The sequence below is a fragment of the Nonomuraea sp. NPDC050790 genome (genome assembly GCF_044456745.1).
GTDB lineage: Bacteria > Actinomycetota > Actinomycetes > Streptosporangiales > Streptosporangiaceae > Nonomuraea.
Genome location: NZ_JBITGF010000015.1, coordinates 1 through 24174 on the forward strand (window position 1 = coordinate 1; position 24174 = coordinate 24174).

At 71.7% G+C, this 24174-nt stretch carries 23 protein-coding genes; 14 read left to right on the forward strand and 9 right to left on the reverse strand.

What is annotated here, in order from left to right; translation table 11 throughout:
- The first annotated feature begins 164 nt into the window (after window positions 1-164).
- Genes ACIBEJ_RS47190 through ACIBEJ_RS47200 form a run of 3 tightly spaced genes read left to right on the forward strand, consistent with a single transcriptional unit; the run spans window position 165 to window position 4279 of the window.
- Complete coding sequence (locus tag ACIBEJ_RS47190; protein WP_397189553.1) at window positions 165-2945, forward strand: discoidin domain-containing protein; 2781 nt, start codon at window positions 165-167, stop codon at window positions 2943-2945.
- 43 nt (window positions 2946-2988) lie between these two features.
- Window positions 2989-3477 carry a hypothetical protein gene (locus ACIBEJ_RS47195; RefSeq protein ID WP_397189554.1) on the forward strand — a complete coding sequence of 163 codons (489 nt, stop codon included), beginning with the start codon at window positions 2989-2991 and terminating at the stop codon, window positions 3475-3477.
- The gene (locus ACIBEJ_RS47200) at window positions 3452-4279 is read left to right on the forward strand and encodes an alpha/beta fold hydrolase (protein WP_397189555.1); all 828 of its coding nucleotides are present in this window, start codon (window positions 3452-3454) and stop codon (window positions 4277-4279) included. The genes ACIBEJ_RS47195 and ACIBEJ_RS47200 overlap by 26 nt, the downstream gene beginning before the upstream one ends.
- A 45-nt stretch (window positions 4280-4324) precedes the next feature.
- On the opposite strand, the gene ACIBEJ_RS47205 is transcribed toward ACIBEJ_RS47200, so the two are convergent.
- Window positions 4325-5569 (reverse strand): threonine/serine exporter family protein, encoded by a 1245-nt coding sequence (locus tag ACIBEJ_RS47205; protein WP_397189556.1) that lies wholly within the window; start codon window positions 5567-5569, stop codon window positions 4325-4327.
- Window positions 5570-5628: 59 nt separating this feature from the next.
- Between ACIBEJ_RS47205 and ACIBEJ_RS47210 the strand changes: the two genes are divergently transcribed.
- Window positions 5629-6204, forward strand: a complete 576-nt coding sequence (locus ACIBEJ_RS47210; protein ID WP_397189557.1) for a DUF1269 domain-containing protein — start codon at window positions 5629-5631, stop codon at window positions 6202-6204.
- Between the two features lie 24 nt (window positions 6205-6228).
- On the opposite strand, the gene ACIBEJ_RS47215 is transcribed toward ACIBEJ_RS47210, so the two are convergent.
- The 3 genes from ACIBEJ_RS47215 to ACIBEJ_RS47225 all read right to left on the reverse strand — a co-directional run bounded on the left by ACIBEJ_RS47215 (window position 6229) and on the right by ACIBEJ_RS47225 (window position 8182).
- A complete protein-coding gene (locus tag ACIBEJ_RS47215; protein WP_397189558.1) occupies window positions 6229-7146 on the reverse strand; it encodes an aldose 1-epimerase family protein in 918 nt (305 codons plus the stop codon).
- Between the two features lie 177 nt (window positions 7147-7323).
- Window positions 7324-7668: a VOC family protein gene (locus ACIBEJ_RS47220; RefSeq protein WP_397189559.1), complete on the reverse strand. Its 345-nt coding sequence runs from the start codon at window positions 7666-7668 to the stop codon at window positions 7324-7326.
- Between the two features lie 55 nt (window positions 7669-7723).
- The gene (locus tag ACIBEJ_RS47225; RefSeq protein WP_397189560.1) at window positions 7724-8182 is read right to left on the reverse strand and encodes a winged helix-turn-helix transcriptional regulator; all 459 of its coding nucleotides are present in this window, start codon (window positions 8180-8182) and stop codon (window positions 7724-7726) included.
- An 83-nt stretch (window positions 8183-8265) separates the two neighbouring features.
- Between ACIBEJ_RS47225 and ACIBEJ_RS47230 the strand changes: the two genes are divergently transcribed.
- Window positions 8266-8649, forward strand: a complete 384-nt coding sequence (locus ACIBEJ_RS47230; protein ID WP_397189561.1) for a TIGR03618 family F420-dependent PPOX class oxidoreductase — start codon at window positions 8266-8268, stop codon at window positions 8647-8649.
- A gap of 71 nt (window positions 8650-8720) precedes the next feature.
- Complete coding sequence (locus ACIBEJ_RS47235; protein WP_397189562.1) at window positions 8721-10502, forward strand: hypothetical protein; 1782 nt, start codon at window positions 8721-8723, stop codon at window positions 10500-10502.
- Here ACIBEJ_RS47235 and ACIBEJ_RS47240 read toward each other — a convergent pair.
- Entirely contained in the window at window positions 10477-11475 is a 999-nt protein-coding gene (locus ACIBEJ_RS47240) for a DUF389 domain-containing protein (RefSeq protein ID WP_397189563.1), read from the reverse strand. The two genes, ACIBEJ_RS47235 and ACIBEJ_RS47240, sit on opposite strands and share 26 nt — an antisense overlap.
- Window positions 11476-11700: 225 nt before the next feature.
- Between ACIBEJ_RS47240 and ACIBEJ_RS47245 the strand changes: the two genes are divergently transcribed.
- The 4 genes from ACIBEJ_RS47245 to ACIBEJ_RS47260 all read left to right on the forward strand — a co-directional run bounded on the left by ACIBEJ_RS47245 (window position 11701) and on the right by ACIBEJ_RS47260 (window position 14612).
- Complete coding sequence (locus ACIBEJ_RS47245; protein ID WP_397189564.1) at window positions 11701-12144, forward strand: DUF6325 family protein; 444 nt, start codon at window positions 11701-11703, stop codon at window positions 12142-12144.
- A complete protein-coding gene (locus ACIBEJ_RS47250; protein ID WP_397189565.1) occupies window positions 12141-12431 on the forward strand; it encodes an SHOCT domain-containing protein in 291 nt (96 codons plus the stop codon). The genes ACIBEJ_RS47245 and ACIBEJ_RS47250 overlap by 4 nt, the downstream gene beginning before the upstream one ends.
- A gap of 92 nt (window positions 12432-12523) precedes the next feature.
- On the forward strand, window positions 12524-13744 hold the full coding sequence (locus tag ACIBEJ_RS47255) for an NAD(P)/FAD-dependent oxidoreductase (RefSeq protein ID WP_397189566.1): 1221 nt from the start codon (window positions 12524-12526) through the stop codon (window positions 13742-13744).
- Between the two features lie 109 nt (window positions 13745-13853).
- Window positions 13854-14612: a class I SAM-dependent methyltransferase gene (locus ACIBEJ_RS47260; protein ID WP_397189567.1), complete on the forward strand. Its 759-nt coding sequence runs from the start codon at window positions 13854-13856 to the stop codon at window positions 14610-14612.
- A gap of 85 nt (window positions 14613-14697) precedes the next feature.
- On the opposite strand, the gene ACIBEJ_RS47265 is transcribed toward ACIBEJ_RS47260, so the two are convergent.
- The gene (locus tag ACIBEJ_RS47265) at window positions 14698-14955 is read right to left on the reverse strand and encodes a WhiB family transcriptional regulator (protein ID WP_397189568.1); all 258 of its coding nucleotides are present in this window, start codon (window positions 14953-14955) and stop codon (window positions 14698-14700) included.
- A 433-nt stretch (window positions 14956-15388) separates the two neighbouring features.
- A complete protein-coding gene (locus ACIBEJ_RS47270; RefSeq protein ID WP_397189569.1) occupies window positions 15389-16402 on the reverse strand; it encodes a LuxR C-terminal-related transcriptional regulator in 1014 nt (337 codons plus the stop codon).
- Window positions 16403-16527: 125 nt separating this feature from the next.
- Here ACIBEJ_RS47270 and ACIBEJ_RS47275 point away from each other — a divergent pair, with 125 nt between their 5' ends.
- From ACIBEJ_RS47275 to ACIBEJ_RS47290, 4 genes are all read left to right on the forward strand, one after another.
- Entirely contained in the window at window positions 16528-18786 is a 2259-nt protein-coding gene (locus tag ACIBEJ_RS47275; RefSeq protein WP_397189570.1) for an ATP-binding protein, read from the forward strand.
- A gap of 113 nt (window positions 18787-18899) precedes the next feature.
- Window positions 18900-19652: an SDR family oxidoreductase gene (locus tag ACIBEJ_RS47280; protein WP_397189571.1), complete on the forward strand. Its 753-nt coding sequence runs from the start codon at window positions 18900-18902 to the stop codon at window positions 19650-19652.
- Between the two features lie 123 nt (window positions 19653-19775).
- Entirely contained in the window at window positions 19776-20189 is a 414-nt protein-coding gene (locus ACIBEJ_RS47285; RefSeq protein ID WP_397189572.1) for a cupin domain-containing protein, read from the forward strand.
- 96 nt (window positions 20190-20285) lie between these two features.
- Window positions 20286-21296, forward strand: a complete 1011-nt coding sequence (locus tag ACIBEJ_RS47290; protein WP_397189573.1) for a ferritin-like protein — start codon at window positions 20286-20288, stop codon at window positions 21294-21296.
- Here the strand turns inward: ACIBEJ_RS47290 and ACIBEJ_RS47295 are convergent.
- Both ACIBEJ_RS47295 and ACIBEJ_RS47300 read right to left on the reverse strand, forming a co-directional pair.
- Window positions 21281-22525, reverse strand: a complete 1245-nt coding sequence (locus ACIBEJ_RS47295) for a cytochrome P450 (protein ID WP_397189574.1) — start codon at window positions 22523-22525, stop codon at window positions 21281-21283. The two genes, ACIBEJ_RS47290 and ACIBEJ_RS47295, sit on opposite strands and share 16 nt — an antisense overlap.
- A 2-nt stretch (window positions 22526-22527) precedes the next feature.
- Window positions 22528-24141: an FAD-dependent oxidoreductase gene (locus ACIBEJ_RS47300; protein ID WP_397189575.1), complete on the reverse strand. Its 1614-nt coding sequence runs from the start codon at window positions 24139-24141 to the stop codon at window positions 22528-22530.
- Window positions 24142-24174 lie beyond the last annotated feature (33 nt).

Genomic DNA, 24174 nt, shown 5'->3' on the forward strand with positions numbered 1-24174 from the left:
TCATCCTGTCCGACATCACCAACAGCCTCACCAGCCACCGCATCGTCTTCGCCGCCGAACAAGCCCGCCTCACCGGAACCGTCATCACCCTCTGAACCGCGGGCCTGGCCCGACCGAACCCCCGGGCCAGGCCCGTGCACCACCGCAAAGAAGGAGCACCCCACATGCGTCCCCGCAACGCCCTCCTCATGCTCGCCTTACTGTCCACCAGCCTCGTCGCCCAGCCCGCCCAGGCCGAGGTCGAGACACAGCACCAGAACCAGGCAGGCTCCGGCTTCCGCGAGTGGAACGATGTACGCCGCATCCTGTCCGGCATCACCGACGCCTACACCGCGCCGCCGGACCTGAACAGCGTGCTCAACACCGGCTACACCACCGGTCTGCTGCTGGGCAACGGCGACCTGCACGTCACCTCCGACGCCCGTAACCAGGCCCACACCTTCTACCTGAGCAAGTCCGACTTCTGGCGGACGAACGGCCAGCCGTACCTCGGAAAGATCACGGTCGCCGAGGGCGGCAAGGCGCCCGTCGGTGCGGCGGTGAAGGACATCCTGGAGTGCACGGCCACCTGCGTGATCGACGGCACCCCCGAGACCAGGTGGGTGTCACAGACCAACGCCTCGGCGACCGACCCGCAGTGGGTCACGCTCGACCTCGGCAAGGTACGCACGATCGACCGCTGGGTGCTGCGCCACAACGGCTTCCAGGGCCGGGCCGACAACTTCCAGAAGCTGAACACCCAGAACTTCGCGCTGCAGAAGAGCGACGACGGCGCCACCTGGACCGACGTGGACACGGTCACCGGCAACACGGCCGAGCTGACCGACAGGACCGTGCCCGCCTTCACCGCCCGCCACATCCGGCTGGCGATCACGGCGGCGGTCCGCAACCCGGACGATCCCAACCAGAAGGCCTACATTCGCGACCTGCAGTTGTTCGGCGGCGGCGAGAACGTCATCAGCCCCTCCCCCTCCACCGACGCCAACTACCACCAGCGCCAGGACATCCTCAACGCCGAGGTGCAGGGCACCCAGACGGTCGGCGACCAGGTCGTCAAGAGCCGCACCTGGACCGCCGACGGCGAGAACCTGCTGGTCACCGAGCTGTCCACGGACAAGCAGCCGGTGCCGCTCCAGGTCGACGTGAACCTGCCCGGCGGCGCCGCGGGCACGGCCGCCGACGGCCAGGTCTGGGCGACCAGGTCCACGGGCGCGGACGGGTCGACCGACTGGGCGTCCAAGGCGGCCGTCGCCACCAAGGTCGTCGGCACGACCGCCGTGGCCAGCACCCCGTCGGCGAGCGTCGCCCGCCTGGAGTTCACGCTGCAGCCGGGCCGCCCGGTACGGCTGGTCAGCTCGGTCCACGGCAACGGCTCCTACGCCAACCCCACGCCGCTGGCCGAGTTCGCCACCAAGTCGAAGGACCGGATCGCCGCGGTCGACGAGCGCGCGCTGTGGCGGGCCCAGCAGAACCACCGCGAGTGGTGGCGCCGCTTCTGGCTCAAGTCGTACGTGGACACCGGCGACGCGACGCTGAACAAGTACTACTACGGCGCCCTGTACGCCATGGGCGCGGCCAGCCGCGAGGGCTTCTTCATGCCCGGCACCTACTCCCCCTGGCGCACCACCGACTCGGCCAACCTCGGCAACCGCTACTTCATGAACTACAACACCGAGTCGCAGTACTACGGCGTCTACTCGGCCAACCGTCCGGAGCTGGCCAGGCCGTTCTATCCGACGGTCCGCGCAGAGGTCCCGTACGCCCGCAACCGCACCCACGAGGCGGGCTTCCAGGGCATGACCTTCTGGCGCGCCTTCTCCCCCTTCAACCAGACGCGGCCCGCGCCCGCGGAGACCCCGGTCGCCCCCACCAAGCGGCACAGCAGGCTGCCCAGCGACCAGCAGTCCAACGGCACGTTCTCGGCGATCCCGTTCCTTTGGGACTACGAGTACACCGGCGACGAGAAGATGTTCCGCGAGTTCACCTACCCCTACCTGAAGGAGCTCGGCGCCTTCTGGATGGACTTCGCGGAGAAGGGTCCCGACGGCAAGTACGACGTCCTGCACACCGGCGTCAACGAGGGCGGCGACGACGTCAACCCGGTCTACGACCTGGGCTACATCCGGCGCACGCTGACCGCGCTGATCACCTACAGCGAGAAGCTCGGGGTGGACGCCGAGCTGCGGCCGGTCTGGCAGAAGTTCCTGGACGAGCTCTCCCCCTACCCGACCGGCCAGATGGACGGCCTGGACGTGATCTTCCTGGCTGAGAAGATCGACAACCCGATCAAGGGCAACGCGCTGCTGAACAAGAACGACCAGCCCATCAACCTGGAGGGCGTCGTCCACCCCAGCGACAACCTGGCCATCGGCGGCGACCCTGCCATGCTCCAGCTCGTCCGCAACACCCTGCAGTGGGTGGACCCGTTCAAGCCGGGCACGCGCGGCTCCTCGGGCAACGGCTTCCCGAAGACGTTCACCATCGCCGCCCGCGCCGGGTGGGACGCCGAGGACCTCATCGGCAAGTTCAGCACGGTCATCAACGACCTGTGGCGCAAGAACCTGACCGTGCGCCAGTTCGGCGGCGGCCAGGAGACCTCGGGCTCGATCGAGACGGTCAACTCGATGTTCCTGCAGAGCTTCGAGAACACCATCCGCGTCTTCCCCGTCTGGCCCACGACCCGCGACGGCTCGTTCACCCGCCTGCGGGCCAAGGGCGCCTTCCTGGTCTCCGCCTCGCGCAAGGCCGGGCGTCCGGTCGGACCCATCGAGGTGACCAGCGAGAAGGGCGGCCCGGTCACCTTCGCCAGCCCGTGGGGCCAGCGCCGCGTGCTCGTCCTGGACGGCTTCCGCCCCGTGCCCGTCACCTACGGCACCGACGCCGACACCGGGGAAAGGACCCTGACCTTCAACACCCGGGCGGGACACACGTACAAGATCCTCTGAACTACTTGACGCGTGTGAGCAAGTACTTGCTATCGTTTGTCAAGTGAGTACGCGTGAGCACGTGGAACTGGTCGGTGAGCTGATCGCGCTGGTCGAACGGCGCATCACCGACCCCTTGGAGATCCTGTTCGGGTCCACCGACCAGGTGGACCCGGTCAGGGAACGGTTGAAGATCGAGGCCGAAGTCTGGGCCGCCCAGCTCATGGGCCCGGACGACGGCCTCGCCGTCCGTACGGCGGCGCGTCTCATAGCCGCCGTCTTCCCCTCCGACGGCCCGTTCGACCCGGCCGACGCATGGTGGGCCACCGCCTTCGGCAGGGTCGTGGCCAGGCGGGCGGGCCATCCGGGCAAGGAGGCGGTGCCATTCGCCACCGCGGGGGCCATGCTCGGCATCACCCGGCAGGGAGTCCACGACCTCGTGAAACGCGCCAAACTCGACCGCCACCCCGACGGCGGGGTCACCACGAAGTCGGTACGTGAACGGCTCAACCAACCTCAGGAGCGTCATGGCGCACGACGTCACCATCTCTGACCACGCCGTACCCCTCGCCCTGCGCGATCAGGGCGGGGACGGCCGGCCCGTCCTCCTGCTCCACGGCCTCGGCGGCACCCTCGAAGCCTGGGACGCGCTGGACCTCGGCCCCGGACACCGGACGGTCGCGCTCGACCTGCGGGGCCACGGCCGGTCCGGCGACGGCCCGTGGGAGTGGGAGAGCGTCCTGGACGACCTCGAGGCCGTGGTCAAGCACCTGGGCCTCGCCGACCCGGTGGTCGTGGGGCACTCGTTGGGCGGGATGCTCGCCGTACTGTGGGCCAGGCGTCATCCCGAGTGCCCGGCGATCGTCAACCTCGACGGGCTCCGGTCTGCCGAGAACGACCCCGCCAACTACCCGGGCATGGACCCGGCCGCGCGGGAGGAGGCGCTGGCCCAGCTCAGGGCGGTGTTCGACGCGCAGGCCGCGAGCATGGGGCAGCCGCTGCCCGACGAGCTCAGGCCCATGTTCCCCGCCCGCGCCCTGGTTGAGCGGGACGGCGCGGTCTACGCCAGGCCCGGCGCGGACCTGCTGGAGGCGGTGCGCCACACGCCGGAGTTCCGCGACACCATCCCGCTGCTGCGCGAGGTGACCTGCCCCGCCCTCGTGGTCATCCCCACCCAGGATCCGCCGGGGATGATGGGCGGCGAGCTCATGGCGGCCTTCCGCCGGGGCGTGCGCCGCGACCTCGCCGGCCTGCCGGGCAACATCCAGGTCACCGAACTGGCGGCCGGCCACACCATGGTGACCGAACGACCCGAGGCCGTCGCCGCGCTGATCACCGACTGGCTGCGCTCCTAGTCACGTCGCGGTACGGCTCGCCACCGCCGTCCCGCCGCGTTCCAGTCACGTCGCGGTACGGCCCGCCACGGTCGTCCCGAGCACGACCCCGACCCCGATCGCCGCGGTGGTGACCAGGACCTCCTGGAGGGCGGCGAGCGTGCCGCTCTCGTGACCGAGCCGCAGGATGGCCGAGGCGACCGCGGAGCCGGGCAGCAGCGCCGCCGAGACCCCCGGGATGATCACCGCGGTGGCCGGCAGCCGCCGCCTGCCGCCGATCCACGTGGCGGCGAACCCGAGCGCGACGGCGGCGAGCAGCACCGCCATCGGCGTGGGCATGGCCAGCAGGTCCTGGCAGAACCGCTTCACCCCCGCGGTCAGCATGCCCGCGCCGATCGCCACCGGCAGCAGCCCCGCGCCGCCGCCGGCCATCACGACGTTGCCGCTCGCCCCGACCGCGGCGGCCAGCAGCATCAGCGCGGGCGGCAGCGGGGCGAAGTCCACGTCGACCAGCCCGTGTTCGAGCGTCTGCCGGGCGGCGCCGAAGGAGTTGACGATCGCGATCCCGGCCAGCAGCGCGAACAGCGTCCTGATCACGATCACCGCCCGGTACGCGGCGGTGAGCGGGTAACCGAACACGGTGTCCTCGGTGAGCGAGACCACCGCGAGCACGGGCAGCAACAGGACCAGGTTGGCCGCCACCGCCGCCGTCACCGAGGCGGGCGAGACCCCGGCATGGAAGACCGCCGCCCCCGACCCAGCGATGATCATCGCCTGCCCGACGACGGCGTAGAAGGCCTGCAAGTTGGTACGCGACAGCAACCTGCCGCCCCAGTCGACCAGAAGCCGCATCCCGGCGGCCACCGGCAGACCCGCGGCGGGGCCGTCCGCCTGAAGGTAGACGGCCATGGCCAGCACCATCCCGCCCAGCAGCCGCGCCCAGTACGGGATGAGGAAGCGCGCCTTCATCCGGCGGTCGAGCTCCTTGAGCCCGTCCACGGGGTCGATCCGCCCGCGCACCAGGTCCTCCACCAGCCGGTACACGACGCACAGCTTCGACAGGTCCCGGTCGCTGGTCACCGGGTTCACCCGCAGCACGGTGTAGGGCGGCTTGTGGGGCTGCCGGTACATCAGGTACAGCGACCTGCCGACGGGGTCGACCACCAGGCCCCGCAGCCCCAGCCGGCCGGCGACGGCGGTGAGCGCGGTGATGATCGCCCGGGTCTCCGATCCCGCGGTGAACATCTCCTGGCCGAGCCGTGGCAGCAACCGCATCGCCCGATCGACGTCGCCGTCCGAGGGTTCGCGCACCACATGGCCTCACTTCCCCGCGGCGGGCAAAGGGGACCTAGCGGAAGGCCATCCGATATTTGACCTTCTGGGGAGACTCGGGCGGGTACGGGCAGGACATGCCGGTTTCTCAGCTCACGATCACCGCGGCCACGTACCAGGACGAGAGCGACGCCCTGGCCGACTATGAGGCGGCCAAGGAGCTCTACGCCGAGTGGAACATCGCCGAGAGCTACGACGCGGCCGTGATCACCAAGGACGAGGACGGACGGGTGCGCATCGTCCGGCGGCATGAGCAGCCGGTCGTGCACGCGGGCGGCGCCGGGCTGCTCATCGGACTCGCGGTGGGCGCGGTGGTGGCGTTGTTCCCCGCGGTCACGCTCGGCGGCGGGCTGCTGGCCGGGGCGGTCGGCGGCGCGCTCATCGGGGCCGTCACCGGTCACGTGGTGGCGGGCATGAGCCGGACGGACCTCAAGGACCTCGGCGAGACGCTCGACGAGAACACGTCCGGGCTGGTGATCGTGGCCAGCGAGGACGTCTCGTTCCGGCTCGACGGCTCCCTGTCCCACTGCGCCCGCCAGGTCGTCCGGCACCTGAACCACGACGGCGACCGCCTCAAGAAGGACATCCGGCGAGCGATGTCAGCAGCCGTCTGACGCTCGCGGCCTCCGGCCCCATGATCATCTTTGGGTGGCCGTGATGCCCCATGAGCCGGTGAAGACGTCGCCGGGCTCCAGGGCGACGACGTCGGTGCCGCTGACGAAGGCGTTCGGCGGGCAGGTCATCGGCTCCACCCCGAGCCCCGTGCGGCGTTCCTGGATGGGAACGGAGTCGGCGGTGTAGATCTCCAGCCACGGGTGCGCGCGGTCCGACCACAGCGAGGTCGCGCGGGACGTGCCGGTGAGGTGGACCCAGGCGCGGCCGTCCGCGTCCCGCTCCAGGCCGGTGAAGGCGCGGTCGATCCGCAGGTCGCCGAGCGTGCGCGGGGCACGCAGGTCGTAAGGGGTGCCGTCGACGGGCTCCGCGGGTCCGCGCGGAATCATCATCGCGTCCACGGGCAGATGCCTGGCGCCGGGCACCTGGACCGTGCAGCCGTCGATGTGCTCGCCGACGGTCAGGTAGGGGTGGGCTCCATGAGCGTACGGCGCCGCCGCCTCCCCGTCATTGAGCGCGGTCACCCGGACGGTGAGCCCCGCCCCCGCGTCCAGCGTGTACTCGACCCGCAACGCCAGCCGGAACGGATACCCAGGGCTCCCAAGCAACCCGCACGTCAGCACCACCGCCTCCGGCGTCTGACTCTCCAGGCTCCACGGCAGCCAGCGGACCAGCCCGTGGATCGCACAGTCGTAGGCAGGCTCGGACAGGTCGAGCTGAAGCTCCTGCCCCTCCCAGGTGTAACGGCCCCGCTCGATCCGGTTGGGCCACGGGATCAGCAGTTGCCCGAAGGCGGCCGGGGCGACCTCGTGCGCGCCGTACGTCAGGACGAGATCCTCCCCGTCCAGCCGCAGGACACGGAGCCCCGCGCCCGATTCGGTCACCACGGCCGTGTAGTCACCGGCCGACAGCATGAACTGCGCACCGCTCACAGCAGAGTGCATGTGGCCGTTCATACCCGCCCCACAAAGCACAGAATTCCGACCAACCGCAAAGAAACCGAATAAACAACCATTTTCCACCCACCCCAGCCAACCGACCCGCTGGGCCGCCGGGCCTCCGGTCTGCCGTGTATCCAGGCGGGTCGGCGGGTGGGGCGTACCTGTTGTGGGGAAGGGTGGTTAGTCGGCTGGGGCCTGGGCTAGGGAGAGGCTGTTGCCGTCGGGGTCGAGGATGTCCACGTGGCGGACCCCGTTGCCGTAGGTCTCCACGGGGTCGTGGTCGATTCCGTGGGCGGCCAGCCGGGCCAGGATGTCGTCCAGGTCGGTCACACCCAAGGTGATCATGGTCCCGCCCACCCGGTCCGCCCGCACCGGCCGGTCGTCGATCACGACCCAGGCGTTCTCACCGACCTGCCACAGCAGTTCCTCGCCGATGATCTCGTCCGCCGGCCGCCCGAAGAACGCCTCGAACCACAAACGCGACGTCTCCAGGTCACGCACGCACACGACGCTGTAAAGGTCCACCCCACCCGCTCCTTCCGCTCGTCTGGACAGTGCAGACCCCGCCCGGACCGGGAACTCATCGTTCGGTCGAAGCGCCCGGCCCCGGGAGTGGATCGACGTCGCCGGCGTGCATCGGCTCGCCGCAGTGGGCGCAGCGCAGGTCCACCCGGCTGATCTCGCCGCACGCGTGGTGGCGGTAGAGCACGGGCGGCCCCGCCTCGCCGGCGAGCCACCTGTCCCCCCACCCGGCCATGACCATGAGCACGTCGACCAGTTCGGCGCCCTTGGGCGTGAGGTGGTACTCGTGGCGCGGGCGCTGGTCGTAGGGGCGGCGTTCGAGGACGCCGTGGTCGACGAGGTGGTTGAGCCGCTCGGTCAGCACTTTGCGGGAGATCCCGAGGTCGGCCTGGATCTGCTCGAACCGGGTGAACCCCACCCACACGTCCCGCAGGATCAGCGGTGACCACGGCTCGCCGATCACATCGAGGGTACGCGCGATCGAGCAGGCCATATCCCCGAACTTGGTGCGTTGCATGACATCAGCCTACCCATTGGAGTTCCCTTAAGGAACTGTTAGAGTCTCCTCAAGGAACTCCGATCGAGCGCCAGGAGAAGAAGATGCTCAACCCCGACGTACGCCACGCCTTCGACAGCGACTCCGTAGCCCACCTCGCCACGGTCCTGCCGGACGGCGCACCCCACACCGTCCCGCTCTGGGTAGCCACCCACGGCGAGCGGATCGTCTTCCTCACCGGCCCCGGCTCACGCAAGGCGCGCAACCTGCGCCGCGACCCGAGGGTGGCGCTGTCCATGGCGCCGGCCGAGAACCCGCTCCAGCCGGTGATCGTCCGCGGCCGGGTGGTCGAATGGCTCGACGGCGACGCCGCCTGGGAGATCATCGACCGGATCTCGGAGAAGTACATCGGCCGGCCGTACCCCAGAGACGAGGTGCGCGTCGTCGCGGTCGTCGAGCCCGAGCGCCAGACGGTCGGCGTCGGCTGACGCCTTGATCACTTTGGCGGCGGCTCGATAGGTTGGGGCGCTTTGTCGGCTTCGCGTCCCGAGGAATGGCCATGCGTCGTCACCGGTTCGGCGGGATCGCGGCCCCGATCGCGCTCGGCTACCTCGCCGCCATCACGGTGCTCGCGGCCATCGCGCTGGCCGACCCCCGCAACGACCTCCTGTGGCTGGTCGTCACCCGCGGCTCCTCCTCCTTTTCCAACTTCGCGTTCGGCATCCCGTGGGGGCTGGCGATCGCCGCGATCCTGGTCGGGGCGCTCCAGTCCTGGGCGCTGTGGGAGGTGCTGCGCGGGCGGGTCCGCGGCGCGCCGACCGACCTGGGCAGGCAGGTCGGACTGCTGCGGCTGGCCCTGTACCTGACCGCCGGCATCGGCCTGACCGACCTCGCCGCGGCCCCGCTGATCGGCATGTGGGACACCACCTGGTACTGGTCGGTGTCGGAGATCGTCTCCGGCGTCCTGCAGATGGCGCTCGCCTGGCTGTTCTTCCTGGTGCTGCGTGCCACCGCCGCCCGTCCGCTGCGGCTGTTCTCGCTGGTCGCGGGGACGATCGCCGGGCTGGTCACCATCGGCTACGGCGTCGCGGACCTTCTCGACCTGGAGCCGGCGACGCGGGTCCTCACCCTCGCCGGGTCCTACGGCCTCGTCTGGGCGGCATGGGCGGTGTCGATCCTGGTCGCGCAGGCCAAGGACCCGCGCTGGAGCGCGGCGACGGTGCGGATCGGGATCATCGCGCAGGTGGTGTCCCTTCTCCAGCCCAGAGGTTTCTCCTTCTTCATAGGCGGCTTCGGGCATGAGGTGCCCTATGTGCTCATGACCTTCTCGCTCCTCTCCGCGGTCGGCGTCTTCGGGCTGGTGTGGCAGGCCAGGAGCGCCCACGAACTGGCCGGGCCCTTCCCGGAGCGCCTGACCGCGCCGCCGCCGGAGCGGCCGGCGGCTGGGCGGTGGCCGCTGCCGGTCGTGGCGATCGTGCTGCCGCTGGTCCCCGCCGCGGTCAACCTCGCCCAGGGCGGCCATCGCTGGAGCGGCTCCGGGAGCGCCACCGAACAGTTCCTCCGCTCGACGGACCATCACGCGGAGATCTGGGTCGCGATCGACGTGTTCGTGGGTGTCGGCGGGCCCGCGCTGCTGGTCCTGGCCGCCGTCCTGCGGCGGACGCGGCGGGCCGTACGTCTGACTGTGGTGACGCTGAGCGTCGCCGCGGCGGTGGGCGTGGTCCACGCGCTCACCACGACGGCGGCCTTCTCACCGCTGTGGTACAGCGCGGCGCTGCTCGCCGCCGCGCTGCTCCTTCAGGTTCCGCATCCGTTCGCACCGGGCGCGCGCACCCGTCGTGCGGTACTGCCGGCCGCGGCGGCCACGCTGGTCACGCTGGGGTTCGTGGTCCGCATGAAGGAACCCCAGATGACGGACCACGGAGTCCTTGAGGCCTATGAGCCCACTGCGACCGGCGCGGACACGGGCGGCGACGATCTGCTGGACAGGGCACAGAAGGACGGCCTGGTCGCGTCCCTACCCGGGCGTCTGATGGTCCTCAGCCAGCCCGACTTCGGCCTCTGCGTGACCGTGGAGACCTACCGCCGCCGCCCGCCGGTCGAGACCGAGGGCTGGGACCGCGTCATCGAGGTCGGTTACGAGAGCCCCACCGGCGAGATCGTGCTGCGCGACGACATGTTCGGCACCGAGTTGCCCGACCTGGCGCTCGACGGCCGGGCCGGGTACTACCGGATCCGCGTGCACTACGACCTGTTCAAAACCGGGGGTGAACTGAAGGGCCAGCGCATGCTGATCATGGCGTACCCGGGCAAGCTCAAGAACCGACCTTCCCGACGGTGATCAGACGGCCCTGGGTGGTCTGCACGACGACGGGCATGCCGTCCGGCACCACCCCGCGCAGGCGGTCGAGCAGGTCGGCGACCGGCGGCAGCTCGCCGGGCGTGCGTACGGCGATGCGGAAGGTGTCCGACTGCAGTTGCACGTCGGTGACGGAGGCGTCCCGATCGCCGGCCAGCCAGGCGCCCGCGACCTGCTTCACCTGGCTCTCCCACCGGGAGAAGACGTAGTTCGCCACGGTGCTGCCGACCAGCACGGCGGTGACGAGCACGCCGAGCCCGCCCAGCACCAGGACCGCGCGCCCGCGCGAGAGGGCGGGCGCGGGCGGCACGGTGTATCCGAGGGCGGCGAAGACGAACGTCCCCGCCATCACCAGCGACAACATGTTGGACAGGAACAGCACCAGCGCCCCGAGCGCGAGCCACGGCGCCCCGCGTCCCAGGCACACGCCGACCACCACGAGCGGCGGGACGAGCGAGATCGCGATGGCCACGCCCGGCAGCACGGCCGCGACGTCGCGGCGGGCCAGCGCGACGGCCCCCGCCAGCCCCGTGGCGACGGCGGCGACCAGGTCGGCGATCCCCGGCGAGGTACGCCCGGCGATCTGGCTGTTGGCCAGCAGTTCGAAGGTGCCCGGCATGACCAGCGAGGCCAGCAGCCCGATCCCGACGACCGCGCACACCCCGCCCAGCACGAACCAGGCCGCCCCGGTCCTGGACCGCTTCACCAGCCCCAGCGCGAGGCCCATGATGGGCGTGGACAGCGGTGCGATGATCATCGCGCCGATCACGGTGGCGGTCGAGTCGGAGATCACCCCGGCGGCGGCGATGATCGACGACAGCACGAGCATCGTCCAGAACGCCGACAGCCGCGACGCCCGCTCGCCCTCCCGCAGGTCCAGGTCGGCCGCGAGTTCCTCCAAGGTACGCCGCTGCGCCGCCGGAACCAGCCGGTCCCGCAGTGCCGCCGCTCTCATGGCGCCCGGTCATCGGTCATGCGCTGACTCCTATCCGCGTTCGCACCAGGTCAGCGTCACGACGAAGGCAAGAAACGGGCCCTCCATGGGGAACGTTTGCCTCCCGCGCGGGTTCGGCAAAAGACCGGCGCGGAAAGGCAGGACTCGTCAGAGCTCGTCAGGGCTCGTCGGGATTCGCCGGGAGAATCGGCGGTTTCGGCAGAGGGTTTCGGCAGAGGGGGGCTGATGGCCACGGTCATGAAGGCCGAGTCGGTGGGACCGGTGGATGTCGCCGTCATCACGTTCGGCGGGGAGCGCTTCGACCCGGGCGTGGTGTCCGCGATCCAGGAGCTCCAGGAAAAGGGCACGGTCCGGGTGGTCGACCTCAGCTTCGTCCGCAAGACGGCCGACGGGACGGTCTCCGCGGTCGAGGTCGCCGACACCGACGTCGCCGACGACTACGCGGGCCTCGCCGACGAGGAGCTCGACCTCCTCAACGACGAGGACCTCCGCCTGCTCGGCGACTCCCTCGACCCCGGTACGGCGGCGCTCGTCGTCGTCTGGGAGAACACGTGGGCGGCGCAGCTCGGGGCCGCCCTCCGGGCTTCCAGCAGCCAGGTGTCGATCCTGGAGCGCATTCCCCGGCAGGTGGTCCAGGAGGCGCTCGCGGATCTGGAGGACGGCGAATGATGCTCAGGCGGCGAGTGGGCAGGCCCGGTCTCATCGGCGCGATGGCGCGTACCGCGGTGATCACCGGTACGGCGACCGCGGTGAGCGGCGGCGTGCAGCGCAGGCAGGAGAGGCGCGCGGCGGAGCAGGAGGCGGCCGCTCAGGCGGCGAGCGGGCAGGCCCCGCGACAGCCGGTTTCCCCTACGGAACGGATGAGCCTCCTGCGCGAGCTGGGCCAGATGAAGGCCGACGGGCTGCTCACCGAGGCGGAGTTCGCGGCGGAGAAGGCACGCATCCTGGCCTCCTGAGCCGCCCAAATCGGGCCCTCCTGTCCAAAGTGGGTGACCACCACCGACAATCATGGTGGTGGTCACTGTTGTCTGAGGGAAAGGACCGGACGATGGCGCGGAGAGCACGGGTCGTGGTCGTGGGTGCCGGGTTCGCGGGACTTGCCGCCACGAAGACGCTGGCCAAGGCCGGAGCCCTGGTCACGCTGGTGGACCGCAACCCGTACGCGACCTTCCAGCCCCTCCTCTACCAGGTCGCCACGGCCGGGCTGGGCGCGTCCGACGTGACCTACCCGATCCGCACGTTCGCCGCCAAGTGGCCCAATGTCCGGACTCGTCAGGCGGTGCTGACCAAGATCCTGCCGGACGAGCGGCGGGTGGAGTTCGCGGACGGCACCGGGCTCGACTACGACTACCTCGTGCTGGCCACCGGCGTCACCACCAACTGGCTCGGCATCGACGGCGCCCAGGAGAACGCGCTGCCGATCTACTCGCTGCGTGACGCGGCCGCCCTGCGCGACCGCTTCGGACGCCTCCTGGAGGACACCGCGCTGGGCCGCCGCAAGAGCACGCACGTCGTGGTGGTGGGGGGCGGCGCGACCGGGGTGGAGACGGCCGGCACGCTGGCCGAGCTGCGCCGCCGTACCCTGCCCTTGACCCACCCCGAGATCAAGCCAGGACAGACCAGCGTGACGCTGGTGGAACGCTTCGACTACGTGCTGTCGCCCTACAAGCCCCGCCTGCGCGACGCCGCCGCGGCCGCGCTCCGCAAACGCGGCGTGAAGCTACGCCTGGGCTGCACCGTCGCCTCGGTCGAGCCGGACGCGGTGGTCCTCGACGACGGCACCCGGCTGCCAAGCGACCTGACCGTGTGGGCCCTGGGCGTGACCGCCCCCGCCCAGGTCGGAGACTGGGGCCTCCCCCAGTCCGACGGCGGCCGCATCGCCCTCACCGAGGCCCTGAACGTCCCCGGCCATCCCGAGATCTTCGTGGCCGGCGACCTGTCAGGACCGCCCACCCCCCAGCCGCAGCTCGCCCAGCCCGCCATCCAGATGGGCGAGCACGTCGGCAACCAGATCGTCGCCGCCTTCCGCGGCGAACCCGCCCGCCCCTTCTCCTACGACGACCCAGGCATCATGGCCACGGTGGGCAAGGCCCAGGCGGTGCTCCAGCTACCCAACGGCCTGACCGTGAGCGGGCTGCCCGCCTGGCTGATCTGGATCTTCGTCCACCTGATGTACCTGCTGGGTGGCCGCAACCGCGCCAGCGTCCTGCTCAACTTCCTGTGGCGCTACGCCGGCCCCCGCCGCAGCGCCACCAGCGTCTCCCAGTAACCCCTGACCCGGGGGCGTTTTCGGGGTGGGCCGGCCGGTTACTGTCACAAGTAGGGAGGGGTGTTTTGTCGTAGCTGGCACCTGTACGTGGCAGAGCGGGGGTTGGATCGTGACGGCATCGGCGATGGTGGCCGAGTTCGATGACGTCGCCGGGTGGACCGCCGACGCCGTGGAGCAACTCGGGGTACGGCATGCCATCCCGGCGGCCTGCCGGGGCAGCGCGAGTCCGGCGGCCCTGGCCTGGCTGGCCGAGGCGTGCGAGCTGGCCACCGGGATGCGGCTGCTGGACGTGGGCGCCGGGGTCGGCGGGCCGGCGGCCTGGGCGGCGGAGCGGTTCGGGGTGCGGCCCATTCTGCTGGAGCCCATGCCGACGGCGCGGCGGGCGGCTCAGCGGCTGTTCGGTTTCCCGGTGATCGCGGCTGACGGGCGGCGGATTCCCCTGCGGGCCGGATCTGTCGACGCCGCGTGGTGCCTGGGGGTGCTGTGTACCGTGCGGGACAAGGCCGCGGTGCTCGGGGAGATCCACCGGGTGCTGAAGCCGGGTGCGTCCCTGGGGCTTTCCGTGGTCGTCGCCCGGAGGCCGCAGACTCTGCTCGCGCCTGACGGCAACCTCTTCCCCACCGAGGACGAGCTGACCGCGCTGCTGGCTGAGGCCGGGTTCGACCTTCTTGAGCAGGTGGACCAGCCGAAGGGCGCTCCGCTGTCGTGGGCGCGGCGGGTCGAGCAGGTGGCTGCCGTCGTGGCCACCCGGCACCAGGGCCATCCGGCCTACGCGCTGGCCGCACGGCAGGGTGAGCGCTTCGCCCGCCTGTTCGCCGCCGGTCAGATCGCCACCCGCCTGGTCCACGCCGTCAGCCGCCCCGCGTGAGCGGCGCCGCCCCCGAATGGGCGCCCCGCATGGCGTGAGCGGCGCCGCCCCCCTCGAACGGCGCCGCCCAGCATGGGCCTCAGGCTCAGGCCGCGGCCTGTCGTTCGCGGGCGGCGCGGAGGAGGCGGCGTTCGGCTGGGGTGGCGCCGCCCCACATGCCGTCCGGTTCGCCGGTCTCGACGGCCCAGGCCAGGCACGGCCGGCGTACCGGACAGGTCTGGCAGATGCGCCTGGCCGCGTCGGGCTCACGCTCCCAGCTCAGCGGGAAGAACAGGTCGGGGTCACCGTCCAGGCAGGCCCCGAGGACCGTCCAGCTCAGCGGTGAACTCGGTTTGACGCTCATGGTCGCCACCCGGGTGCTCGGTTCGGTGTTGTCAGCGGGTACGACCGGCGGCGCCCCCGGACGGACGGTCGATGATGCATGACGACCTCTTTCGATCAGGTTTGTGTATCCACTCTCCAGCCGAGGGCGGGTCGCGGACATCGCATGAAAACCTGAGATCGTCGGGTCAGGACGCGCAGGTCGCCGCGGGCCGGCGTGGTCAGCCCCGCGCCGTAGCCGTCCCAGGGGCGGGAGGAGTCGCCGAACCCCCGGCGGTCGTAGGCGACGACGCGGGTATCCGGCCTCGACCAGCGCGGGCAGTTGTGCCGCCCACATGTGCCTGGACAGGGGCCAGTCGTGGAGCAGGACCATGGGACGGCCGTCGCCGTAGTCCTCGTAGCAGAGCTCGACCGGGGTGCGGCCGTGGTCGACGGGCAGGTAGGCCATGGAGCCGTCAGCCGTCGTGTTCGACGACGAGCCGGGTCAGCTCCACGCGCGAGTTGACGTCGAGCTTCGTGTAGGCGTGGCGCAGGTGGGTGCTGACGGTGTGCGGCGACAGGTACAGCCGTTCGGCCGCCTGCCGGTTCGTGGCGCCCCGGGCGACCAGCCGGACGACCTGGAGTTCGGCGGCGGTCAGGCCGGCCCAGCCGTGGGTGGCGCCGGAGGCCCGGCCGCGGCGCCTGATCCCGGCCTCGCGCAGCCGCCGCCGCGCCCGGGCCGCTTCCCGGGTGGCGCCGGCCTGCTCGTACAGACTGAGCGCGGCGTCCAGGTGGCCGACGGCGGCCTGCCGTTCCGTCGCGGTGAGGGCGCGGCCGGCGTCCTCCAGGGCGGAGGCGCGCGCGATCGGCCGGGAGCAGTCCGCGAGCAGTTCGGCGGCCCGTGCGAGCAGCGCCGCGTCGGCGCCGAGCAGCCCTCGGGCGTGCGCCGCGACGGCGGCCTGGAACGGGGCGCCCGGGTCGAGCGCGGCCCGCCGCCCGGCCAGGCGCGCCATGTCCGCGGCGGCCGGGCGCTCGCCCGCGCGCAGGGCCATCCTGACGTACGCCACGTCGTCGGCCGCGTCCACCGGCGTTCCATCCGATCCCGACGCCGCCGTGGCGAAGGTCATGGCCCGCGAGGGATCGTCCGCGGCGAGGGCGAGCATCCAGGCGCCGATCCTGGCGGCGGAGGGGTCGTGCGTCATCCGGCGGCCCTCGGCGGCGAAGCGGGCCACGGCCTGCCGGTCTCCCGTGTACAGCGCCACCCGGCCGAGCACATAACGGGCGGCCGGGCCGGGGTCCGCCTCCGCTGCCGCGCGGGCCTCGGCCAGGCGGCCGGCGTCCAGGAGGAGGCGGGCGGGGTGCGTCTCCAGGCCCGGCTCGCCGCGGTGGCCGGCCAGGGCGTGCTCGGCCATCGCCCTGGCCTCCTGTTCCCGACCGGCCAGCCACATCAGGATGACGGTCTCGGCCACCGGCGCGGCGATGGAGTTCACGGCTCCCCCTCTGTCCTTCGACGACGTCGAATGCATAGGACAATGGAAACAAGCAGCGCGATAACTGGACGAGGCGGAACTATAGGCAGAAATAGCCGTTCCGCTGGAACGCGGGAGGCACGGGGTTGAGCGACGGGGTCTCCTTCGGAACGCTGCTGCGCGCCCACCGCCAGGCGGCCGAGCTGACGATCGAGGAACTCTCGCACGCCTCCGGGGTGAGCGTGCGGGCCATCGGCGACATGGAGCGCGGGGTCAGCCGGGGGCCGCAACGCCGTACCGTGGCCGCGCTGGCGGAGGTGCTGCGGCTCTCGCCCGACGATCACGAGGCCCTCGTCGCCGCCGCTCGCGCGGGCCGGCCGCGCCCCGCGCCCGCCACCGCGGGCGCCTGCGAGCTGCCCCGGGGCATCGGCGACTTCACCGGCCGCGAGCACGAACTGGGCCTGCTGCGCGAACTTGCCGAAAGCACCGATCCCGCCGTCACCGCCACCATCTGGGGTACGGCAGGCATGGGCAAGTCCGCGCTGGCCGTCCACGCCGCGGGACGACTGGCCGACAGGTTCCCCGACGGCCGCTTCTTCCTCGACCTGCGCGGCATGGACGCCGTCCCGCTGTCCAGCGGAAACGGCCTGACCAGGCTGCTGAGAGCGCTGGGCGTGCCGGAGCGGCGCATCCCCGCCGACGAGCAGGAGCGCGCCGGGCACTACCGGGCCATGCTCAACGAGCGCCGCTGCCTCATCGTGCTGGACAACGCCGCCGGCGAGAGCCAGGTACGCCCGCTGCTGCCCGGCGGCGGCCCGAGCATGACGCTGATCACCAGCCGCCGCCCGCTGGCGGGCCTGGAGGGCGTGCGCCAGATCCCGCTCGGCCAGCTCGCCGACGCCGAGGCGGCCGCGCTGCTGCGGGCCATCGTGGGCGAGGCCCGCTCGGCGGCCGAGTCGGGCGCGGTCGCGGAACTGGCCCGGCTGTGCGGCCACCTGCCGCTGGCCATGCGCATCGCGGGCAACCGGCTGCAGAGCCGGCCGGGCTGGACGATCAGGCAGCTCGCCGGGCGGCTCGGCGACGAGGAGCGCCGCCTGGACGTGCTGGCGGCCGGGGACCTGCACGTCGCCGCCGCGTTCTCGCTGTCGTACGACCAGTTGTCGGCGACCGCGCGGCGCACGTTCCGCTGGCTCGCGCTGGCCGTGGCGCCCGGCTTCGGGGTGCCGCTGGCCGCGGTGCTCGCCCAGCTCGACGTGGACGACGCCGAGGACGCGCTGGAGGAGCTGGTCGAGCTGGGGCTGCTGCAGTCGCCGTACCCCGCCCGCTACCGCTTCCACGACCTGGTCCGCCTGTACGCCCGCGCCCAGCTCGCCAAGGAGGAGGCGATCGAGGCCCAGCGGGCCGCCCGCCGGCGCATGGAGACGTGGTTGCTGGAAGTCGCGGTCGTGGCGGGCCGCTGGTTCGAGCCGGGGTACGGCGCGCCGCCCCCCGGCTGGCGCTCCCCCGTCGCCCTGGGCGACCGGCAGGAGGCGGCCGACTGGCTGCGGCTGGAGGGCACCGCCTGGCTGGAGGCGTTGCGCTCGGCGGCCCGCCAGGGCGAGCACGCGACGGTGGTCGAGGTGGCCGAGTCCATGCACTGGTTCTCCGACCAGTGGCTGCTGTGGGGTCACTGGCGCGAGGTGTTCGAGCTGTCCTCCGGCTCCGCCCGTGCCATGGGCGACCGGCTGCAGGAGGCGGTGCACCTCAACTACCTGTCCTGGGCGCTGTGCGTGACCGAGGGCCGCCGCGAGGAGGCGGAGGCGGTCGCGCTGCGGGCCTTCGACCTGGCCCACGAAGTCGGCGACGCCCGCCAGCAGGGCTGGGCGCTGGTCTACGCGAGCTGGGCCCTGCTGGCCACCCCCGAGAGCCTGGAACGCCAGCTCGACTACACCCGGCGCGCGACCGATCTCCTGCACCAGGCCGGGGACCTGGAGGGATATCCCCAGGCCGCGGCGAGCCATCATCACGCCCTGATGCGCGCCGGCCGGGTGGAGGAGGCTTTGGAGCGCTGCCTGGAACTGCTGGCCAGGCTCCGCGACCCCGGCTACGGCGGCGCACCGGCCATCGTCAGCTTCAGCCTCGGCAACATCCTGCACGATCTCGGCCTCGCCTACGCCATGCTCGAACGCTGGGATGAGGCCGTCGACGCCTACCGGCAGGCGCTGCCCGAGCTGCGCGCCCACCCGATCGCCCTGGCCCTGGGGCGTACCCACCGCTATCTGGGCGTCGCGCTGCGGCACGCGGGCCGTACGGCGGAGGCCCGCGCGGAGCTGAAGGAGGCGATCCGGCTGCTGGAGGAGAGCGGCGACGCCGAGCGGGCCGCCGAGGTGGCCGCGGAGCTCCGTGAGCTGGGAAACCTTCCATGATCGCGGGCAAATAGTTCGCACCGGCTGTCACAAGCCCGGGGGCCTGTCCTGTCTTAGCTGGCGAAGGGGGACACACACGGGGTGCCCCCGGAGGACGGATGAAGGGGCTTGTGATGAAGGTCGTGGTTATCGGCGGTACCGGCCTGATCGGGTCGAAGGTCGTGGCCAAGCTCGGGGAGCACGGGCACGAGGCGGTGGCGGCCTCGCCGGACACCGGTGTCAACACGCTCACCGGCGAGGGGCTGGCAGAGGTGCTGAAGGGCGCCCAGGTGGTGGTCGACGTGTCGAACTCGCCGTCGTTCGAGCGGGACGCGGTGCTGAAGTTCTTCCAGACCTCCACGACGAACCTGCTGAAGGCGGAGGCGGAAGCCGGTGTCGGGCACCACGTCGCGCTGTCGATCGTGGGGACGGAGCGGATGCCGGACAACGGCTACTTCGCTGCCAAGATCGCCCAGGAGCAGCTCATCGAGAAGTCCGGGAACCCGTTCTCGCTGGTCCACGCGACGCAGTTCTTCGAGTTCTCCCGTGCCATCGCCGACACCGCCACCGTGGACGGCAAGGTGCGGATGCCGCCGGTGCTGTTCCAGCCGATTGCGGCCGAGGACGTGGCGCAGGCCGTGGGCAAGGCCGCGGTGAGCGCGCCACTGAACGGCCACCGCCAGATCGCCGGGCCCACCCAGTACCGGATGGACGACTTCTTCCGCCAGGCGCTGGCCGCCTGGGGCGACCCGCGCGAGGTGGTCACCGACCCGCAGGCGCAGTACTACGGCACGGTGCCGGGCGAGCGCACGCTGGTACCGGACGACGGCGCCGCCACGCTGGGCACGATCACGTACCGCGACTGGCTCGCGACCAACAAGAGCTGAGCGGCCGACAAGAGCTGATCAGCCGACAAAGCTGAACGGCCGACAAGAGCTGAGCGGCCGACACGTAGCGAAGCCGTTCAACCGCGTAGTGAGAACGAGCAGTGAAAGGGAGAGGTGATCGCGATGGGATCCGAGCTGAGGTCGAACGCCTGGCAGTCCGCGCTGACCATGCTGCAGGAGGCCGAGCCGCCGTTCATCCCGCCGGGCGCGCACGCCATGACCGTGGTGATCGAGTACCCGCCCAGTGACCCCGGCACGCCGCCGCACCGGCACTCGGGGCCCGCGTTCGGCCTCGTGCTGGAGGGCGAGATGCTGCTGGAGGTCGAGGGCGAGCCGGAGCGGGTGGTCCGTGCCGGTGAGGCGTTCTGGGAGCCGGGCGGCGACGTCATCCACTACCAGGACGGCAACAACCGCAAGGACGTCCCGGTGAAGTTCACCGTGACGATGTTGTGCGACCCGAGCAAGCCGATGCTCACGCTCGTCGATGAGGAGGAGCTCGCCCAGCGCCAGGACCGCCGCGCTCCGCGCCCGTCCTGAGGAACCCGCCCGGCGTGCCCGCGCGGCTGATCCACGGGGTCAGCCGCGCCTTCTCCGCCTGCGATCGAAGAACCGACCAACCGAGGTATGACCGGGATGAACCCTCTCCTGACACGGATCGACACCCTAGAAAGCCTCCGTGAACATCTGCAATGGGCCATCGAGCTGGAGCACGCGACGCTGCCGCCGTACCTCTGCGCCCTGTACTCGCTGGACCAGGAGCGCAATCCCGCCGCCGTGGACGTGGTGAGCAGCGTCTTCGTCGAGGAGATGCTGCACCTGGCGCTGGCGGCGAACCTGCTCAACGCGGTCGGCGGCCGGCCGGTGCTGGACTCGCCGCGGCTGCTTCCCCCGCACCCCCGTACGCTGCCGCACGGCGACGGCGCCCTGACGCTCTCGCTGCTCCCCTTCGGCGAGGAGGCGCTGGAGATGTTCCTACGGCTGGAGCAGCCCGCCCCGCCCGGCGCGCCGCCGAAGGGCGACGCCTACGAGACGATCGGCCAGTTCTACGCCGCGATCGAGCAGGGGCTGCGCCACCTGTGCGAGGAGCTCGGCGAGAAGGCGGTCTTCACCGGCGATCCGGCCAGGCAGGTGAGCGGCACCCGGTTCAGCCACACCGAGGGATGGCTGTTCGCGGTCGAGGACCTGGAGTCCGCGCTGGGCGCGCTCGCCGAGATCGTCGAGGAGGGCGAAGGCGCCTCCACCGGCGAGGTCTGGGACGGCGACGGCGACGAGGTCGCGCACTACTACCGCTTCCTGGAGCTCAGGCACGGCCGCCGCTACCAGCGCGGCGACACCCCGGAGACCGGGCCCACCGGCAAGCCGATCCCGGTGGACTTCGGCGGCGTGGCCCCGATGCGACCCCACCCCCGGCCCGCCGACCACGCCCCGGGAAGCGAGATCCGCACCGCGCAGGACGGTTTCAACCGCACGTACTGCCGGCTCCTGCGGTCGCTGGAGCGGGCGTTCAACGGCGAGCCGAAGCTGCTCGCCGACGCGGTGGGCGCCATGTACGTGCTCAAGTCCCAGGCCCAGGCCCTGATGCGGATGCCCGACGGCGACGGCGCCACGGCCGGGCCCACCTTCGAGTATCAGGGACCTTCGTAGGGCAGCACCCCGTCGTACGTGATGGGCAGGTGGCGCGGGCCCCGCAGCGTCGAGCTGGGGCGGTACGGCGGCGGGTCGGTGACCAGGCGGGGGTTCACCAGGCGCTTGGCGAGCTGGCGGAGCGCGACCTGGGCCTCCAGGCGGGCCAGCGGGGCGCCGAAGCAGATGTGGATGCCGCCGCCGAAGCCGAGGTGCTGGATGTAGGGCCGGTCCGGGTCGAAGCGGTCGGGGTCGGTCACGTGCTCGGGGTCGCGGCTGCCCGAGGCGAGGGCGAGGATGATGTTCGCCCCCTTCGGGATCGTCACGCCCGCGACCGTGATGTCGTCGAGCGCCACGCGCTGGGGCAGGAAGTGGACCGGCGGCTCGAAGCGCAGCAGTTCCTCGACGGCGCCGATGACCAGGTCGGGCTCCTCGCGCAGCCGGTAGAGCAGGCCGGGGTTGCGCAGCAGGGTCAGCATGCCGTTGGTGATCAGGTTGACCGTGGTCTCGTGCCCGGCGATCAGCAGCAGCACGGAGGTGGTCATCACCTCGATCTCCGACATCGATCCCTCGGGGCCGTGGTAGGTGACCAGGCCGGACAGCAGGTCGTCGCGCGGGTTCTCGCGGCGGGCCTGGGCCAGCTCACCGAGGTAGCCCGCGAGCGCGAGCTGGGCGGCCTGCCGGCGCTGGATCCGCTCCTCCTGGTCGCCCTCGCCGGGGCCGAGGGTCTCGACGACCTCGTCCGCCCAGACGTGGAACTTCGACTCGTCCTCGCGCGGCACGCCGAGCAGGCGGCAGATGACCGTCACGGGGAAGGGGTACGCCACGTCGTCGACGATGTCGGCCTGCTTCCTGTCGGCGATGCCGTCGATCAGCTCCTTGACCAGCTCCTGCAGTTCGCCGCGCATGTTCTCGACCACGAGCGGGGAGTGCGGCGGCCCGAAGTGGCGCATCGCCAGCCCCCTGAGCCGGTCGTGCTCGGGCGGGTCGGTGATGATGAACGAGGGCGGCAGGGGCGCGGTGGCCGGCGGGTGGGCCAGGTTGCGCTGGTCGGAGCTGATGCGCGGGTCGTGCAGCAGCGCGACGATGTGCTCGTAGGTGTTGACGACGTAGGCGCCGTTCTCCAGCTTCACCACGGGCGTCTGGCGGAGCTCGGCGTACAGGCCGTAGGGGTTCGCCCGGTTGGCGAACTGGTGGATCTGCTGGTAGATGCGGGCCGGCTCCACGGATGGGTCCCCTGTCTCGGTCATGGTCACTGGTGGCGGACGAGCGTGACGCGGCGCTCGGCCGGGTCGTGGCCGGTCACCACCACGGTCGCGCCCTCGGCGGGCGTCAGCCTCGGCGGGCCCTCGGCGGGCACGGGGCGCAGTTCGTCCGGCCTGCCCGCCATGTGGAAGTCGGGCGGGAACGGCGCCGCCCGCTGGATGAGGTCGCGGTAGAAGTCCAGCCACATCGCCTGGTCGAAGGTGACGGCGGCGGTGATCCTGCCGCCGTAGCCGTAGACGGCGACGAAGCGGCGCTGCTCCACCGAGCCCTGCGCGATCACGACCTCGTCGGCGATCGTCGGCACCCCGACCGACTTGATGTTGACGCCGAACTGGTTGGACCAGAAGACCGGCAGCGACAGGTGCGGCCACCGGTGCGCCTGGTCGCTGAGCATGTTGTGGGCGGCGATCTCGGCCTGGGCCACGGCGTTGCCCCAGTGTTCGAGCGCCATGAACTGGTAGTGGTACACCGGGTGCGGGAAGCGGGCCACGTCACCGGCGACGAACACGTCATCGGTGACCAGTCCGTTGACGTCGACGGCGCGGCAGCCGGCGTCGGTGGCCACTCCCCAGGGCCCGGCGGCCAGGCCGGAGCCGGCCAGCCACTCGACGTTGCGGACCGCGCCGAGCGCGACCACCGCCACGTCGGCCTCGACCGTGGTGCCGTCCGACAGCGTCGCGCCGGTCAACCGGCCGTCCGCGTCGCCTTCCAGCGCCTCGACCCTGACCCCGCAGCGCAGGTCGACTCCGGCCGCGCGCTGCATGTCGGCCGCGACGCCGCCGATCACCTTGCCGAGCGCGCCGGCCAGCGGCGCCGGCCCGGCTTCGACGACGGTCACCTCCAGGCCCAGCTCGCGGCAGACCGAGGCGACCTCCGATCCGGTGAAGCCGGCGCCGATGATCAGCACCCGCCGTACGCCCTCGGCCAGCCGTTCCCTGATCCGGAGCGCGTCGTCCAGCGTGCGCAGCACGTGCACTCCGGCCAGGGCCGCCTGCTGCTCGTCCGGCCACGGCCTGGCGCGTACGCCGGTGGCGATCAGCACCTTGTCGAAGCCGATCTGCCTGCCGTCGGCCAGCCGTACCTGCTTGGCGGCCAGGTCGAGGCCGGTCGCGGGGGTGCCCGCCAGGAAGTCGACCTCGATCTCGCGCAGGTGCGGCAGCGCGGTGTGCTCGACCTCGATCGTGCCGGCCAGCACCTGCTTGGACAGCGGCGGCCGGTCGTAGGGCTCGTGGGGCTCGTCGCCGATCAGCGTCAGCCTGCCGGTGAAGCCGTCGCGCCGCAGGACGCCCGCCGCCCGTCCACCGGCCAGCGAGGCGCCGACGATGACGATGTGGCCCTCACGCTTGAACGCGTCGTCGCCGTGCGAGGTGGCGTAGCTCAGCTCCGGGTCCTTGGTCCGGTGCTGGGTGGACATCCGGTCGAGGTGGATGGCCTGGACCGGGCAGGCCGCGGCGGCCTGGAGGATCCGTTCGCGCTGGGCGGCGTCCGGGTCCGGGTCGTACATGAGGGCTTCCTGGCCGTGCATCGTGAACGCGTCCGGCGCCATGAAAGCGCACTGCCCGTACCCCTGGCAGCGCGTGAGATCCACGATCACTCTCACCTGCACACCCCCTTGATCCGGGTATGGATGTAC

Coding starts and splice junctions, on each gene's coding strand:
- ACIBEJ_RS47190 (WP_397189553.1), top strand. CDS start 165: ATGCGTCCCCGCAACGCCCTCCTCATGCTCGCCTTACTGTCCACCAGC.
- ACIBEJ_RS47200 (WP_397189555.1), top strand. CDS start 3,452: ATGGCGCACGACGTCACCATCTCTGACCACGCCGTACCCCTCGCCCTG.
- ACIBEJ_RS47215 (WP_397189558.1), bottom strand. CDS start 7,146: ATGCACTCTGCTGTGAGCGGTGCGCAGTTCATGCTGTCGGCCGGTGAC.
- ACIBEJ_RS47225 (WP_397189560.1), bottom strand. CDS start 8,182: ATGCAACGCACCAAGTTCGGGGATATGGCCTGCTCGATCGCGCGTACC.
- ACIBEJ_RS47230 (WP_397189561.1), top strand. CDS start 8,266: ATGCTCAACCCCGACGTACGCCACGCCTTCGACAGCGACTCCGTAGCC.
- ACIBEJ_RS47235 (WP_397189562.1), top strand. CDS start 8,721: ATGCGTCGTCACCGGTTCGGCGGGATCGCGGCCCCGATCGCGCTCGGC.
- ACIBEJ_RS47240 (WP_397189563.1), bottom strand. CDS start 11,475: ATGAGAGCGGCGGCACTGCGGGACCGGCTGGTTCCGGCGGCGCAGCGG.
- ACIBEJ_RS47245 (WP_397189564.1), top strand. CDS start 11,701: ATGGCCACGGTCATGAAGGCCGAGTCGGTGGGACCGGTGGATGTCGCC.
- ACIBEJ_RS47250 (WP_397189565.1), top strand. CDS start 12,141: ATGATGCTCAGGCGGCGAGTGGGCAGGCCCGGTCTCATCGGCGCGATG.
- ACIBEJ_RS47255 (WP_397189566.1), top strand. CDS start 12,524: ATGGCGCGGAGAGCACGGGTCGTGGTCGTGGGTGCCGGGTTCGCGGGA.
- ACIBEJ_RS47265 (WP_397189568.1), bottom strand. CDS start 14,955: ATGAGCGTCAAACCGAGTTCACCGCTGAGCTGGACGGTCCTCGGGGCC.
- ACIBEJ_RS47280 (WP_397189571.1), top strand. CDS start 18,900: ATGAAGGTCGTGGTTATCGGCGGTACCGGCCTGATCGGGTCGAAGGTC.
- ACIBEJ_RS47285 (WP_397189572.1), top strand. CDS start 19,776: ATGGGATCCGAGCTGAGGTCGAACGCCTGGCAGTCCGCGCTGACCATG.
- ACIBEJ_RS47290 (WP_397189573.1), top strand. CDS start 20,286: ATGAACCCTCTCCTGACACGGATCGACACCCTAGAAAGCCTCCGTGAA.
- ACIBEJ_RS47295 (WP_397189574.1), bottom strand. CDS start 22,525: ATGACCGAGACAGGGGACCCATCCGTGGAGCCGGCCCGCATCTACCAG.